This window comes from Clostridium malenominatum, assembly GCF_039521365.1.
Lineage (GTDB): Bacteria > Bacillota > Clostridia > Clostridiales > Clostridiaceae > Clostridium_AW > Clostridium_AW malenominatum.
Map to the genome: position 1 here is coordinate 517,238 of NZ_BAAACF010000001.1, position 16,001 is coordinate 533,238.

The following is a 16,001-nucleotide window of genomic DNA, read 5'->3' on the forward strand; positions in this document are numbered from 1 at the left end:
GGAAAATAACATGAATATTCCAGTTAAGTGGTTAAAAGATTATGTAGATATAAATATTCCTGCAAAGGAGTTAGGAGATAGATTAACTCTATCTGGCTCTAAGGTAGAGGAAGTTATAACTTCTGAAGATGAAATTAAAAATGTAATTACAGGGAAAATCGTAGAGATAGCTCCTCACCCAGATGCAGAAAAACTAGTGGTTTGTCAGGTTAATATTGGAGAAGAAGAATTAACTCAAATTGTTACGGGAGCAAAAAACATGAAAGAGGGAGATATAGTTCCTGTAGCTGTTCATGGATCTACCCTTCCAGGTGGAGTTAAGATTAAAAAGGGTAAGCTTAGAGGAATTGTATCCAATGGAATGATGTGTTCAGAAGAAGAGCTTGGAATAGGCGGAGAAGAAGCTGCTGAAGGGCTACTTATACTATCAGGAGACACTCCAATAGGTAAAGATATAAAAGAGGTTTTGGGACTTAATAATGCAGTAATTGAATTTGAAATTACTTCCAACAGACCTGATTGTTTAAGTGTAGTAGGAATGGCTAGAGAAACGGGGGCCACTTTAGGAGTTCCTTATAAAATGCCAGAGACTAATTACATAAGTACTTGTAAAGAAAACATTAATGATGTACTTAAGGTAGAAATTAGAGATGACTTATGCAGAAGATATGTTGCTAGAGGAGTGAAAAATGTTAAAATAGCTCCTTCACCTGCTTGGATGCAAGAAAGACTTATGGAATCAGGGGTAAGGCCAATAAACAATATAGTAGATATAACAAACTTTGTTATGTTAGAACTTGGCCAACCAATGCACGCTTTCGATTCTAGAGAAATAACATCTAATTCAATAATAATTGAAAGAGGTAAGGAGAACGAAAAATTTGTAACATTGGATGAAGTAGAAAGAGATATAGATTCTAATGTACTTTGCATTAAAGATGGAGAAAGAACTGTAGCTTTAGCGGGAATAATGGGAGGATTAAATTCAGAGGTAAAAGAAGATACTTCTAGTATTATTTTTGAATGTGCTAATTTTGATGGTACAAATATTAGACTATCCTCTAAAAAATTAGGGTTAAGAACAGAGGCATCAGGTAAGTTTGAAAAGGATTTAGATCCTAACTTAGTTCAAATTGCAATAGATAGAGCTTGTAATTTAATCAATGAATTAAATGCAGGGGAAGTAATGGAAGGAACTATAGATGTATATCCAAGTTCATTAAAAGAAACTACCATGGAAGTAAGTTCTTTATGGGTAAATAAGTTTTTAGGAACTAATATATCTAAAGAAGACATGAAAAAATACTTAGATAGATTAGAATTAAAAACTACCATAAAGGAAGAAAATTTAATTATTCAAGTTCCTACTTTCAGAAGTGATATAGTTATTAAAGAAGATGTGGCGGAGGAAATTGCAAGAATATATGGGTATAATAATATTCCCACTACCTTAATAAAATCCAATAGCCAAAGGGGCGGAAAAAGTCACAAACAAAATCTACAGGATATTACCGTAGAAGTATTAATAGGAAGTGGATTAAATCAATCTATTAGTTATTCCTTTGTAAGCCCTAAGGTATTTGATAAAGTTTTAATTTCAAAGGATAGTCCTCTTAGAAATACAGTTAAAATTAAAAATCCTTTAGGGGAAGATTACAGCATAATGAGAACCACAACCATTCCTTCAATGATGGAAGCTTTAGGTAGAAATTACTCAAGAAGCAATGAGGAAGCGAGGCTTTTTGAAATTGGAAAGATATATTTGCCAAATGAAAAGGAAAATGAGCTTCCAGAAGAGATAAATTTTCTTACCATAGGAATGTATGGAGGAGTAGACTACCTAGACTTAAAAGGTATTTTAGAAAATATAGTAGAAGCCTTAGGAATCAAAGGAGTAAGCTATAAGAGGGAAAGTGAAAATCCTTCTTATCATCCAGGAAAAACTGCTAAGGTATATATTGGAGAAAAATTACTAGGAACCTTAGGAGAAATTCATCCAGATTTAAGCGATAATTATGAAGTAGAAGAAAGATGTTATGTTGCCGAAATTAATTTAGATGTACTTTATAAAAATTCAAATATAAATAAAAAATATATTCCTCTTCCTAAATATCCAGCGGTGACTAGAGATATGGCAATGATAGTTGATGATGAAGTGTTAGTTCAAGACATCGAAGAAATAATAGTTAAACAAGGTGGAAAAATGGTAGAGAGCTTTAAATTATTTGATGTATATAAAGGAAAGCAAATACCTGAAGGTAAAAAGAGTATTGCATACTCAATAGTTTATAGAGTAGAGAATAAAACTTTAACAGACGATGAAGTAAATAAGGTCCACGATAAAATTGTTAGAACACTAGAAAATAGATTAGGAGCCAATCTTAGATAATCGGATAAATTCATATATTAACAAAGGAAAAAGTATGATAAAATATATATAAGAATTTATCTGAGAGGGTGTTTTCATGAACATAGTATCTGTTTGGATAAATGGTGTTGAATACAACTTAAAAGGGAATGAAAAAGAGGAGTATCTACACAGAGTAGCAAGTTATGTAGATAAAAAGCTTAAAAATATTATGGATAATAATAGTAAATTAAGCACCTCCTCAGCTGCCATATTAACTGCAGTTAATGCTGTTGACGATATGTTGAAATTTCAAGATAGTAATCAACAACTTTTGAATAAGTTATCTTTAATAGAAGAAAATGAAAAAAAACACATAAATAACATTGAGGATTTGAAAAGTAGAATTTTAGAATTAGAAAACCTAGTTCAAGAATTACAGGAAAAAAGTCAATTAAAGGAATATCAAGAAATACTTAAAAATAAGGAAATAATTTTAAGTAGTGTGGAAAAAGAAAAAGATGAGCTTAAAGGTTCCTGCAAAAAATACTTAGAAGAAAACAATAATTTAAAATTAAAGTGTAAAGAATATAGATTTGAACTACAATCCTCAAAATATAAGGTGTTAGATTTACAACATAAACTTATTGAAACAGAAGTTAAATTGGCAAAAGAAAAGAAAATCAATAATCCTTTGGTAAAGTAAGGTACATTAATTTGTACCTTATTTTATTTTATGGTGATAATAATATTTTAACTTGCATAATAATAATTTAAACATAGAGAAATTTAGGGGGATATTATGAGAGTTATTTATTGCATTAGAAATGATTATTTAAGAAATTTTGCAGGAGATTCTATGCAGGCTTTAAAATCTGCTGAACATTTAAGGAAAATGGGGGTTCACATAGATATTAATAATGGTCATATTGAGGACTATTCCTCTTATGATTTAGTTCACTTATTTAATTTAACTAGAACAGGAGAAACTTATAAATACTACAAAATTGGAAAGTACTACAAAAAGACTATATTATTATCTCCAATGTATTGGGATTTAAAAAAATACTATGACTATGAAAAAGATTTAGAAGGCATAAGAATGTGGGGAAAATGTGCTCACTACAGAAGTGAAATATTAAAGGGGTGCAGGATTATATATCCTAATAGTGAATCTGAGGGTGAGTTACTTAGAAAAGAATTCGGTAAATATATAAAGTATGAGGTCATACATGATGGAGTAGAAGTTGAGGATGATCAGGTACCATTATATAATTTTAAAGACAGATATAATCTTGAAAATTATATTCTTTGTGTAGGGAGAATATGCAAAATAAAAAATCAATTAACCTTGGCTAAGATATGCAATAATTTAAATTTAAGATTAGTTCTTATAGGTAATATTGATGATAAAGACTATTTTAATGAGTGTATGAAATATAAGAATGTAACTTACTTAGGATTTATGGATAGTTATAATATTTATAATGCCTATAGATTTGCAAAGCTTCATGCGTCCCCTTCCTTCATTGAAATTCCAGGCATATCTTCTCTTGAGGCTGCTGCCAGTGGGTGTAACATACTAACCACAAAAGAGGGAAGCGCCTATGAATATTTTGGAGATGAGGCTACGTATTGTAATCCTTTTCAAGAAGAGTCCATTACAAAAGGTGTATTAGAGGGAATTAATAAAAGAAAAGATAATAATCTAAAAAATCATATTTTAGATTATTATAATTGGAATAAATGTATAGAAAAATTATATGAAAGTTATAAGGCTATCCTTGGATAAAGGATGGCCTTAAATTATTATTAGTAACAATGGGCAATATATTGTATAATAAATCTAGATTAAATTAGGAGAGATGCGTTTATGAAAAAAATTGAACTACTAGCTCCGGCGGGTAGTATTGAAAGCTTATATGGGGCAGTTAATAGTGGAGCAGATGCGGTATACTTAGGAGGAAATAAATTTTCTGCAAGGGCATATGCTTCTAATTTTGATGAAGAAAATATGATTAAGGCAGTAGATTATTGCCATATATATGGAGTGAAAATTTATGTTACGGTAAACACTTTACTGAAAGAAGAAGAACTAGGAGAAGCTTTAGATTATACTAAGTTTTTATATGAAATAGGAGTAGATGGATTAATTATACAAGATGTGGGTTTGGCAAAGCTTATAAAAAGTGAGATGGCTGATTTTGAATTACATGCTTCAACCCAAATGACTGTACATAATTTTGAAGGAGCTAAACTTCTTCAAGATATAGGTTTTAAAAGAGTTGTTTTATCTAGGGAGTTATCTTTAGAAGAAATAAAGTATATATCAAACAATTTAGATATTGAAACGGAAATTTTTATACATGGAGCCTTATGTATTTGTTACTCTGGCCAATGTCTTATGAGTAGTTTAATTGGGGGAAGAAGTGGGAATAGAGGAAGATGTGCTCAACCCTGTAGATTGCCATACTATTTAATTGAAGAAGGTACTGAGAAAGAAAAAAAGGGATATTTACTAAGCCCTAAAGATATTTCAACCTTTAGTAGCATAGAGGATATAGTTTTAAGTGGAGCTACATCTTTAAAAATTGAGGGAAGAATGAAAAGACCAGAATATGTAGCAGGAGTGGTAGATACCTATAGAAGAGCTATAGATAAGGTACTGAGCAAAGATGACAAAATAGATTACACTTTAGAAAATAAAAAATTAATGCAATTATTTAATAGAGAAGGCTTTTCAAAAGCTTATTTATATGGGAATGAAGGAAAGGATATGATGGCCTATAATTTCCCTAAAAATACAGGTTTACTTCTTGGAAAAGTGGAAAAGGATTTAAATGTAATTTTAAAAGAAGATATATCATTAAAAGATGGAGTGAGAAATGGAGAGGGTGGTTTCACAATTTCCAAGATAATAAAAGGACATAAAGAGGTTGAAAAAGGACATATTGGGGAGAAGGTAAAGATACACCCAATTAATTATAAACCAGGGGATGTATTATTTAAAACTTCAGATGTGGAGCTATTAAAATCCTATGAAGGGTTTTATGAAACTTCTTATAGGAGAAAAGTAAAACTATCTTTAAGTGTAGATTTTAAAGTAAATTCTCCTATAATTATTTCTACTGAAATAAATGGCGAGAAGTTTCATGCAGAGGGAGAGATTGTACAAAAGGCTTTAAAAAGGCCCTTGGATAAAAATAAAATCCTAGAGAATTTAATAAAAACTGGAGATACTCCCTTTCAATTTGAAGAAATTGTATTTAATAGCTATGAAGAGGGATTTTTGCCACTATCATCAATTAACGAGGTTAGAAGGAGTTTATTAGATAAGGTATTAAGCAAAATTGCGGATTCTTATAAGAGGCAAATTAAAAGAGATAAAAGTAATAATAGAAAATATACTAACAATGCAAAAGAAAAGGAAATGCCAGAAGTTTTAGTGTTTTTAACTAAAAAAGAACAGTTGAAAGGGGCATTAGAACTAAAAGTTAAGGATATCGCTATAAATCCTTTCATAAGAAGCAATGAAATAGATATGGAAAATTTAAAAAATGAAAATATAAATATATACTTAAAAATACCTAATATTATTAAAGGAGAGTTTGAGTTTGTATGTAGTTTTATAGAAAAAAACCTTCCATATATTAAAGGAATAATAACAGGGAATTTGGGTATAGTAGGAAAATTTAAAGAAAAAATTTCTATTATAGGAGATTATAAGATAAATGTATTTAATAGTGAAAGTTTAAATTTTTACAATGATTTTATTCAAGGAAGCTGCATAAGTGTGGAATTAAATAAAAAAGAAATAGAAAAAAGCTTTAAGCAAAGCCATAATTCTCAAATTTTACTATATGGTAAAATTGAAGTTATGATAAGTGAATACTGTCCTATAGGAAGCACCTTCGGTGGGAAGAATAAGAACAGTGGATGTGATAATTATTGTAATAAAAAAGAGTTTAAATTGATGGATAGAATGGGAGAAAAGTTTTTAACTTGTACTGATAAATTTTGCAGAAGTTATATATATAACCCAGTTGCGTTAAACTTAATTCCTAATATAAATGAAATTAGTAAAATGGGTATAAATAATTTTAGATTAGATTTTATAGATGAAAATTATGAAGAAGTGGTAGAGGTAATAAAGTCTACCTTAAATAAAACCTGGAATAAAGAATTTAATAATTATACCAGGGGACATTACAAAAGAGGTGTAGAATAATGAATGATAGAGCTTTAAGAGTACTGGAATTTAATAAAATAAAGGAAATTTTAAAAGGCTTTACTCATACAAAGGCAGCTAAGGATATGATTGAGGATTTAAAACCGTATAGTAATTTGTATGAAGTAAGAGAGCATTTACAAGAAACTAAGGAAGCGTTAAGTCTACTCATGAAAAAAGGATCTCCTCCCTTTGAAGGAGTCTATGACGTAAGGGAGGAAATAGAAAAGGCTGGTAAGGGATTTACTTTATTTCCAGGGCAGTTGTTGAGAATTGCCAACATAATGAGAACTGGAAGAAAATTCAAAGACTATATTTCTCATAAAGAAGAGGAAGAAAGCTATAGAGTTATAGAAGATATATGTGAAGGTATTTACCCGTTAAAGGGGTTAGAGGACGCAATATATAATGCTATTATTGGAGAAGAAGAGGTTTCCGATAGGGCAAGTACTGCTCTTTATAATATAAGAAGGGCATTAAAGGATAAGAATTCATCTATTAGAGATAAGGTTAATTCTTTAATGAGAAGTTATTCCTCCTATCTTCAAGAAAGTCTTTATACTATGAGAGGAGATAGATATGTTTTGCCAGTGAAGGCTGAACATAAGGGAGCGGTGCCGGGACTAGTTCATGACCAAAGCTCTTCAGGAGCCACATTATTTATTGAGCCTATGAGCTTAGTAGATTTAAATAATGAGATAAAAGAGCTAATGCTGAAAGAAAAAGCTGAAGTGGAGAGGATATTAAAAGAATTATCCTCAAAGGTTGGGGACAATATAACTTATGTAAGAAATAATGCCAATATAGTTTGGGAACTAGACTTTATATTTGGTAAGGGAAAATTTGGGAGTAGTATGAATGGAATTTGCCCCCATGTAAATGAAGGGGGGTTTATAGATATTGTTCAGGGGAAGCATCCCTTAATAGATCCTAAAGTAGTTGTTCCAACTGATATTTATTTAGGAAAGGATTTTACATCCCTTGTTATAACAGGTCCAAATACGGGAGGAAAAACTGTAACTTTAAAAACTGTAGGACTTCTTCATATTATGGCAATGAGTGGACTTTTAATTCCTGCTAGAGAAAACTCTACAGTAAGTTATTTTAATGAAATATATGCAGACATCGGGGATGAACAAAGTATAGAGCAAAGTTTATCAACCTTCTCTTCTCATATGACAAATATAGTAAATATAATAGGGAAAGCAGATGAAAAATCATTAGTATTGTTCGATGAATTAGGAGCAGGAACAGATCCTACAGAAGGAGCGGCACTGGCTGTATCAATTTTAGAGCATTTAAGAAAAAAGAAGGTTAAAATTGTAGGGACTACACACTATAGCGAGTTAAAAGGATATGCTTTAAAAACTGAAGGAGTAGAAAATGCATCTGTGGAGTTTGATGTAGAAACTTTAAAACCAACTTATAGGCTGCTTATAGGAATACCTGGAAAGTCAAATGCTTTTGAAATATCTAAAAGATTAGGACTTCCAGATTTCATAATTGAGGAAGCTAAAAGTAGCATAGCTAGTGAGAGTCTAAGATTTGAGGATTTAATACAAAGCCTTCAAGAGAAAACCATTAAGGCAGCAGAAGATTGGAGAAAGGCAGAAATATTAAAAGAGGAAGCTAACAGATTAAAGGAAGGCTATGAAGAGAAACTATATAATTTAAATAAAGTAAGGGAAAAAGCTCTTATTGATGCTCAAAGGGAAGGTAAAAGTCTTATAAAAGAAGCAAAAGAAGAGGCGGATAATATCTTAAGAAATATTAGAGAGTTAGAAAGAATGGGTTATGCTTCTGATACAAGACAAAAGCTTGAGAATGAAAGAAAGAAATTAAAGGATAAGTTAGATAGATTAGAGGCGCAGGGAGAAAAATTAGAAACGGAAAAAGGAAAAAAGATAAAGGACGTAAAGCTAGGAGAAGAGGTTTATTTACCTAAGTTAAATCAAAATGTAATATTACTTACAAAGCCTGATAATAAAGGAGAAGTTCAAGTGCAGGCTGGAATAATGAAAATAAATGTGAAGCTAGAGGATTTAAGGGTATCAGAGAAGACTAAAGTAGAAAAAAAGGCAGTAAAAAGAGAAGCTAAGTTAAATTTAAAATCTGTAGCTACTTCCATTGATTTAAGAGGTATGGATTCAGAGGAAGCTATCTATTCCACGGATAAATATTTAGATGAAGCCTATATGGCAGGATTAAGTGAAGTAACGGTTATTCATGGAAAAGGCACAGGGATACTTAGAAAGTCTATAAATGATATGCTAAAAAAACACTCTCATGTAAAATCTTATAGATTAGGGGAATATGGAGAGGGCGGTACTGGAGTTACTGTGGTGGAGTTAAAATGATATTAATAAGTGCTTGTCTTTGTGGAGTTAATTGTAAATATAGTGGAGGCAATAATGAGCATAGAGAAATATTGGATTTGTTTAAAAATGAAGAAGTAGTTCTTGTATGTCCTGAACAATTAGGGGGAATGGAAACTCCGAGGTTGCCTCATGAAATAGTTGGAGGCACAGGGAAAGATGTAATAGAACATAGGGCGAAGGTACTTAGTAAAGAGGGCGATGATTCTACAGAAAAGTTTTTAAAAGGAGCATATGAAACTCTAAATATTGCTAAACTTTATAATGCTAAGGTAGCAATATTAAAGGCAAAAAGCCCTTCCTGTGGTGCGGGTAAAATATATGACGGTACATTTTCTAGTAATTCTATAAATGGAAATGGTGTGACAGCTGAGCTTTTAATCAAAAATGGTATAAAAGTTTATACAGAAGAAAACTTTAAGTTGATGAGGTGAAATATTAGTTTATGTATAAGGATATAGATAGAGCAACAGAGGAGATAATAAAACCTTTTTATCAAAAAGGAGAAGTAGCTAAAGCTGTGTGGGTACAGTATAAAGGTAAGATATATAAGGAAATTAATTTTAGAAAAAAAGGTTTTGGAAAAAATCATTATATTTTAAGGGGAATTTTATTTCTCACAGAAGAAAATGAAGTGGTAAAAGATAATATTCTTCTAGAAGAATTAGAAAAGCTAGTATATTACTATAAAATTATATTTAATAGTCAAAATAAAAATTCTATTATTTCTACTTATGAAGATAAAAGTAGTATTAATAGATATGAAGATGATAATAATAGAGCAGTAAGAGCCTTAGATTTCTTAAAGGAAGATGGATTTGAAGAAACTTTTAAAATAAAGGAAACCATGACTAGGGTTGTAGAGATGAGAAAAGAAAAAAACAGAAAGATAGAGGAAATAAAGAAATTAGAAGAGTTAATTAAAGCTAATGGAGATATTTTTAGTGATGATATATTGTCTAAAGCCTATGTGCAGTATGAGGAGGTTATAAAAGCTAACTTTCAAAGTATAAAGTTAATAAACTCACAGAGAGCCCATTATGAAGAGTTAATTAAGCTAGTGAAAAAGAAAAAAAGAAGTCTTACTGTTAGATTTAATAAAGATATATATGTGGGTATGTTAAAACTAGAATATATAAGTTCATATTTTAAAAGACTTTTAACCACTTGTGAATCAATAGTAGGAATGGACCAAAATTCTTACATGAAATATTTAAGAAATAGTCATAGAGAAATAATAAAGGAAAATTTAAAAGGATTAAGAGCAACATAAAAAATAGTACCCTAAGGGTACTATTTTTTATCTACAACTTTTATAAAGTTTACTTCAGGGTCTTCTGTTCCTTGTACATATAGGCCTGTAGCCTTAAGTCTTTGAACGTAATTGATTATTTCCTCAGTGATTATTTCCCCAGGGCATAATATAGGAATTCCTGGAGGATAAGCTAGTAAAAATTCTCCGCTAATTCTTCCAATGCTATCTTTTAAAGCTATACAAATTTTTTCGCTATTAAAAGCTTCTCTAGGAATTTGATATTGCTCGGGTATAGCCGGAATATCTATGAAGTCAGGCTTTGTATGTCCTTTACCATAGAAGTCTTCGCTAATTTCATTTAAAGCAGAAAGTAATTTATCAATACTTTCTTTAGTATCACCAAAAGATCCTACAGCCAAAACATTGTATAGATCTGAAAGTTCCATTTGTATGTGATATTTATTTGTTAGAATCATATCTAAATCATAACCAGTTATTCCAAGATCTCTGCAGGTTATAGTTAGCTTTGTTGGATCAATAGCATAGGCTCCTGGTCTATTTAATATTTCCTCTCCAAAACAATAAAAACCAGGTATTTTGTTTATTTCACCCCGTGCGTAACTTGCAAGTTCAATAGTGCTTTGTATTAGCTCCTTACCTCGTAAGGCTATTTGCTTTCTAGCACAATCTAAGGAAGCCATTAATATATAAGAAGGAGATGTGGTATGCAATAGGTTTAATATTTGTTGAACGCGATTAACATCAATTCTTTCTGAGCATACGTGTAATAATGAACATTGGGTTAAAGCACCAATTATTTTATGGGTACTCTGAGCACACATATCTGCACCCGCTTCAATGGCAGATATAGGCAAGTTGTTATTAAAACCAAGGTGTGGTCCGTGAGCCTCATCTACTATTAATGGAATATCATAGCTATGAACTATTTGAGCTATTTTTTTAATGTCTGTAGCAACCCCATAATAGGTTGGATTTATAATTAAAACAGCTTTAGCATCGGGATTTTCACTTAAAGTTCTCTCAACGGTTTCTGGAGCTACTCCGTGAGCGATTCCAATTTCTTTATCTAATTCTGGTTGCATATATACAGGAACTGCTCCACTAAGTATAATTCCAGCAGTAACAGATTTATGGACATTTCTAGGAATAAGTATTTTATCCCCTGATTTTACTACTGACATTATCATTGCTTGAATGGCACCGGAAGTTCCATGTATTGAGAAAAACGCCGCTTTGGATCCGTAAGCATCCGCAGCAAGTTGTTGAGCCTTTTTTATTGCTCCAGTGGGATGATGTAAGCTGTCCACTAATTTAAAAACAGTAACGTCAATTTTAAAGGGATTTTCGCCTATAAAACTTTTAAATTCCTCATCCATTCCAACGCCTTTTTTATGACCAGGCACGTGAAATGGTATTGTTTCTCTGTTTACATACTCTCTTAAAACATCAAATAATGGAGTTTCATTTTGATTTAATTTATACACCTTGATAAACACCTTCCTTCAATAAATACACCCGTGAAACTTTGAGGAATCAATGGTTTCCGTGGATTTACATAAAACAATATAATTATAAGATAAATGATAATCAAATGCAATATAAATAAAAATATTATTTTTTCATTTTTATTGTATGCAAAACTGAAATCTTTATAAGGGTATTTATAAAAAAAGAGAAAAGTTTCTAGACTTAAAAAAATTAAATGTTACAATTAATAATAGTATATTGTGTATAAAACAAAATGGCATAAGAAAGGATGAGTGAGATTTGGATATTAAATCTAGATTTTCAGAAAGACTTAGTAACATATTATTTTTAGAGATTAATAAAGAAAAATTAAGTAAAATATTTAAGATTGATGCAGATGATGAAGTTTACATGCCAATAAAATCAGAAGATATAATTAATAAGATAAAATCAGGTGAGGATATGGATAACATATCAGTAAACCATTTTATAGAAGCTATGTTCTTTGTTTTAGGAGCAGATGAGAATTTTAAATATAATAAATATTACATAGATTTTATTAAAAATATACCTCAGAGCATTAGTTTTATAAAGGGAAAAATATTTAAGGCAATAGATGAAAAGTTATATGAAGATGGCTATATAATGTTAAAAGGGCTTACTCTTATAGAAGAAAATAAGGAAAACTACGAAAGACTTTTGCTTCTTTGTGATAATTTAAGAGGTTTAGATAAAATATATAAAGATGAGGAAATGTTTCTTATAAACAAAACAAAAACTCTTTTTAAAGATTATTCATTACCTTATTTTTATGAAGCTTTAATTAAATGGGAAGAAGGCAGTTTTGAGGATGCTTTAATTTCTATCAATAATTATACTGCTGTAGGGGGAGAAGAAACAAAACAGGTCACAGATATAAAGGTTTCTTTAAAAGGAATAGTTAATTATGAAAAAGGGAAAGAGTTAATTTACGATGATCCTAAAACTGCTCTATCATACTTACTACCTCTAATAGAAATTTATAATGAGGATGGGGTAATGTTCTATTATATTGCTATAGCTTATAGAGTGTTAGAAAACTATGAAAAAGCTATATTTTATTTAAATGAGGCTTTAGCTATTGATAATAACATGCCTCAGGTGCTAAATGAATTAGGAATTTGCTACGCATCTTTAGGTGACTTTAAAAAATCTATAGAATATTTAAGAAAGGTTTTTGAAGTTACAAAATCCGTAGAAGTATGTACAAATTTAGTGGTAGGTTACTTAAATATGGGAGATATAGAAGGAGCTAAAAAACATTTGAAAATCGCAGAGAAGATAGATCCAAAAGATGAGCTTGTATTACAACTTAAGGATATACTAAAGCAGGTATAAATTTCTCTAATTTGTAAAGTATATAGTAATGATTATACAATAAGGAATGGGAGAAAGGAGATAGCTTTAATGAGGGTAAAAAAAGCTATAATACCTGCAGCGGGGTTAGGAACAAGGTTTTTACCTGCAACTAAGGCGCAACCAAAAGAAATGCTGCCAATAGTTGATAAACCAACTATTCAATATATAATTGAGGAAGCAGTAGCTTCAGGTATAGAAGAAATACTTATAATAACTGGAAGAAATAAAAGAGCTATAGAAGATCATTTTGATAAATCTGTAGAATTAGAACAACAACTAGAAAGCAAGGGAAATGAAGAATTATTAACTATGGTAAGGGACATATCGAATATGGCAGACATATACTACATAAGACAAAAGGAGCCTAAGGGGCTTGGTCATGCAATAAGCTGTGCTAAAACCTTTGTAGGAGATGAGCCTTTCGCAGTAATGCTTGGTGACGATGTAGTAGATAGTAAAGTTCCTTGCTTAAAGCAGCTAATAGATTGCTATAATGAATATAAAACCACTATATTAGGTGTTCAAGAAGTACCTTGGGAAGATGTACATAAATATGGAATCGTGAAGGGCATGCATATAGAGGACAGAGTGCATAAGGTTAAAGATTTAATTGAAAAACCTAAAAAAGAAGAAGTAACTTCTAACATTGCTATACTAGGAAGATATATTATAACCCCTCGAATATTTCAAATTCTAGAAAATACAATTCCGGGAAAAGGTGGAGAAATACAATTAACAGATGCTTTAAAAACTCTAGCTACAGGGGAAGCTATTTATGCTTATAATTTTGAAGGTAGAAGATATGACGTAGGAGATAAGCTAGGCTTTTTAGAAGCTACAGTAGAATTTGCTCTTAAAAGAGAAGAGTTAAAGGAAGGATTTATGAACTATTTGTTAAATATAACGAGTAATAAAAACATATAAAAGGTTAGAAAAGGCTTGTAGACAACTTTTACAAGCCTTTTCTATATAAATACAATTATAGATTGTATATTACAAAAACATACATCTTGTGGTATATTTAGAGTAGACAGCATAAAACTAATGAATCTAGGGTGTGATAAATATGAAAAAAGATAAGAAATTAATTATTGTGGATATTTTACTACTAATGTTTTCCCTATATTTTGCTTTACTACTAAGGTTAGATTTTAATATTACTAAGGAGTATATGTATTTCTTTAAAATTTCAATTATTCCAGTGATTATAATAACTTTAATTGTAAACAAAATATTCAACTTATATAATAACATTTGGAAATATGCTTCTATTGAAGAGTTGATGTCAATAATTTACTCTTTATCTTTATCCAATGTAATTTTTATAGTTTATAGTTATTTTATAAATTATAAGCTTTTAGAAAGCAGATATTTTAGGTTTCCTTTCACTGTGCACATAATTTTTTGGATTATATCTGTAGCTTCTCTAGGAGGAACTAGATTTATAGCTAGAGTTATAGAAGAAAAGTCTATGAGCAAGGATTGTGTTAAAAGTAAAAAGAGATTATTAATTATTGGTGCTGGAGATGCAGCGGCTTTATTAATAAAGGAAATAAAAAGAAGTAATAACTTGAATTATGAAACCATTGGATTAATAGACGATGACAGAAGTAAAATTGGAAAGCTTATTAGTGGAGCAAAGGTAATTGGAACTAGAGAGGACATTATACGATTATGTTTAGAGTTAAAGGTAGAAGAAATAATTTTAGCTATTCCTTCTGCTAGTGTTGAAACTAAAAGAAATATTATAAATATATGCAAAAATACTAATGCTAAATTAAAAACTCTTCCAGGAATTTATGAAATTATAGATAATAAGGTAAATGTAAGCAAAATTAGAGATGTAAATATTGAAGATTTGCTTGGAAGAGAAGAGGTAAGATTAAATAGTGAAAATATAAATAAATATATTAAAGATAAAGTAATATTAGTTACAGGTGGAGGAGGCTCCATAGGTTCTGAACTTTGCAGACAAATTGCTAAGTTTAATCCTAAAAAACTTTTAATTTTAGATATATATGAAAATAATGCATATGATCTTCAAATGGAATTAAATTACAATTTTCCAAACTTAAATAAGGAAGTAATTATTGCTTCCATAAGAGATGAAAAGAGATTAAAAGATATATTCCAAAAATATGAACCAGAGGTGGTTTTTCATGCGGCAGCACATAAACATGTGCCTCTTATGGAAAATAATCCTGGTGAAGCAATTAAAAACAATATAATAGGAACCTATAACGTGGCTAAGTGTAGTCATTTATATGGGGTTAAAAAGTTTGTTCAAATTAGCACGGATAAGGCAGTAAATCCAACCAATGTAATGGGTGCTACTAAAAGATTTAGTGAGATAATGATACAGGCTTTTGATAGTGTAAGCGAAACAGAGTATGTAGCTGTTAGGTTTGGGAATGTATTAGGAAGTAATGGTTCTGTTATACCATTATTTAAAAAACAGATTGCCCATGGGGGACCAGTTACAGTAACTCATCCTGAAATAAATAGATATTTCATGACTATACCAGAAGCTTCCCAGTTGGTTATTCAAGCTGGAGCTATGGCCAATGGTGGAGAGATATTTGTACTTGATATGGGTGAACCCGTAAAAATTGCAGATTTAGCCAAAGATTTAATAAGGCTCTCAGGTTATCAACCAGAGGTTGATATAAAAATAGAGTATACGGGATTAAGACCAGGAGAAAAGCTATATGAAGAACTTTTAATGGATGAGGTGGCTTTAACTTCCACTGATCACGATAAGATATATATAGAAAAACCGACAAATAATAGTATGGAATTCATAGAAAAGTCCATAGGGGAATTTAGAGAAGTTTTAGGAAAAGATAGAGAAATGATATTCAAATTAATAGAAGAAAAGGTTCCTACGTACCATAGAAAGGATTGTTAAGT

The 16,001-nt window shown here is 30.5% G+C and carries 11 protein-coding genes; 10 read left to right on the forward strand and 1 reads right to left on the reverse strand.

Annotated elements, in window-relative coordinates; genetic code table 11:
- The first annotated feature begins 10 nt into the window (after nucleotides 1–10).
- The 7 genes from pheT (at nucleotide 11) to ABDZ69_RS02660 (ending at nucleotide 10,223) form a co-directional block, all read left to right on the forward strand.
- Nucleotides 11–2,389, forward strand: a complete 2,379-nt coding sequence (pheT, locus tag ABDZ69_RS02630) for a phenylalanine--tRNA ligase subunit beta (protein WP_343766209.1) — start codon at nucleotides 11–13, stop codon at nucleotides 2,387–2,389.
- Nucleotides 2,390–2,465: 76 nt separating this feature from the next.
- A complete protein-coding gene (locus ABDZ69_RS02635) occupies nucleotides 2,466–3,053 on the forward strand; it encodes a cell division protein ZapA (RefSeq protein WP_343766212.1) in 588 nt (195 codons plus the stop codon).
- 96 nt (nucleotides 3,054–3,149) lie between these two features.
- A complete protein-coding gene (locus ABDZ69_RS02640; RefSeq protein WP_343766215.1) occupies nucleotides 3,150–4,139 on the forward strand; it encodes a glycosyltransferase family 4 protein in 990 nt (329 codons plus the stop codon).
- 81 nt (nucleotides 4,140–4,220) lie between these two features.
- Nucleotides 4,221–6,575, forward strand: coding sequence for a U32 family peptidase (locus tag ABDZ69_RS02645; RefSeq protein ID WP_343766218.1), 2,355 nt, complete (start codon nucleotides 4,221–4,223; stop codon nucleotides 6,573–6,575).
- Nucleotides 6,575–8,932 carry an endonuclease MutS2 gene (locus tag ABDZ69_RS02650; RefSeq protein ID WP_343766221.1) on the forward strand — a complete coding sequence of 786 codons (2,358 nt, stop codon included), beginning with the start codon at nucleotides 6,575–6,577 and terminating at the stop codon, nucleotides 8,930–8,932. The genes ABDZ69_RS02645 and ABDZ69_RS02650 overlap by 1 nt, the downstream gene beginning before the upstream one ends.
- Complete coding sequence (locus tag ABDZ69_RS02655; protein WP_343766223.1) at nucleotides 8,929–9,384, forward strand: 2-thiouracil desulfurase family protein; 456 nt, start codon at nucleotides 8,929–8,931, stop codon at nucleotides 9,382–9,384. Before ABDZ69_RS02650 ends, ABDZ69_RS02655 begins: the two co-directional genes overlap by 4 nt.
- 11 nt (nucleotides 9,385–9,395) lie before the next feature.
- Nucleotides 9,396–10,223 (forward strand): hypothetical protein, encoded by an 828-nt coding sequence (locus tag ABDZ69_RS02660; RefSeq protein WP_343766226.1) that lies wholly within the window; start codon nucleotides 9,396–9,398, stop codon nucleotides 10,221–10,223.
- Nucleotides 10,224–10,243: 20 nt separating this feature from the next.
- On the opposite strand, the gene ABDZ69_RS02665 is transcribed toward ABDZ69_RS02660, so the two are convergent.
- On the reverse strand, nucleotides 10,244–11,710 hold the full coding sequence (locus ABDZ69_RS02665) for an aminotransferase class I/II-fold pyridoxal phosphate-dependent enzyme (RefSeq protein ID WP_343766229.1): 1,467 nt from the start codon (nucleotides 11,708–11,710) through the stop codon (nucleotides 10,244–10,246).
- A 283-nt stretch (nucleotides 11,711–11,993) separates the two neighbouring features.
- On the opposite strand from ABDZ69_RS02665, the gene ABDZ69_RS02670 reads away from it, so the two are divergent.
- The 3 genes from ABDZ69_RS02670 (at nucleotide 11,994) to ABDZ69_RS02680 (ending at nucleotide 15,999) form a co-directional block, all read left to right on the forward strand.
- A complete protein-coding gene (locus ABDZ69_RS02670) occupies nucleotides 11,994–13,070 on the forward strand; it encodes a tetratricopeptide repeat protein (protein WP_343766232.1) in 1,077 nt (358 codons plus the stop codon).
- Nucleotides 13,071–13,139: 69 nt separating this feature from the next.
- Nucleotides 13,140–14,015: a UTP--glucose-1-phosphate uridylyltransferase GalU gene (gene galU, locus ABDZ69_RS02675; RefSeq protein WP_343766235.1), complete on the forward strand. Its 876-nt coding sequence runs from the start codon at nucleotides 13,140–13,142 to the stop codon at nucleotides 14,013–14,015.
- A 142-nt stretch (nucleotides 14,016–14,157) separates the two neighbouring features.
- The gene (locus ABDZ69_RS02680; RefSeq protein WP_343766238.1) at nucleotides 14,158–15,999 is read left to right on the forward strand and encodes a polysaccharide biosynthesis protein; all 1,842 of its coding nucleotides are present in this window, start codon (nucleotides 14,158–14,160) and stop codon (nucleotides 15,997–15,999) included.
- Nucleotides 16,000–16,001 lie beyond the last annotated feature (2 nt).

Bases quoted from the DNA above. Each gene is read 5' to 3' on its own strand.
- pheT (WP_343766209.1), top strand. From the start codon at position 11: ATGAATATTCCAGTTAAGTGGTTAAAAGATTATGTAGATATAAATATT.
- ABDZ69_RS02645 (WP_343766218.1), top strand. From the start codon at position 4,221: ATGAAAAAAATTGAACTACTAGCTCCGGCGGGTAGTATTGAAAGCTTA.
- ABDZ69_RS02640 (WP_343766215.1), top strand. From the start codon at position 3,150: ATGAGAGTTATTTATTGCATTAGAAATGATTATTTAAGAAATTTTGCA.
- ABDZ69_RS02680 (WP_343766238.1), top strand. From the start codon at position 14,158: ATGAAAAAAGATAAGAAATTAATTATTGTGGATATTTTACTACTAATG.
- galU (WP_343766235.1), top strand. From the start codon at position 13,140: ATGAGGGTAAAAAAAGCTATAATACCTGCAGCGGGGTTAGGAACAAGG.
- ABDZ69_RS02650 (WP_343766221.1), top strand. From the start codon at position 6,575: ATGAATGATAGAGCTTTAAGAGTACTGGAATTTAATAAAATAAAGGAA.
- ABDZ69_RS02655 (WP_343766223.1), top strand. From the start codon at position 8,929: ATGATATTAATAAGTGCTTGTCTTTGTGGAGTTAATTGTAAATATAGT.
- ABDZ69_RS02660 (WP_343766226.1), top strand. From the start codon at position 9,396: ATGTATAAGGATATAGATAGAGCAACAGAGGAGATAATAAAACCTTTT.
- ABDZ69_RS02635 (WP_343766212.1), top strand. From the start codon at position 2,466: ATGAACATAGTATCTGTTTGGATAAATGGTGTTGAATACAACTTAAAA.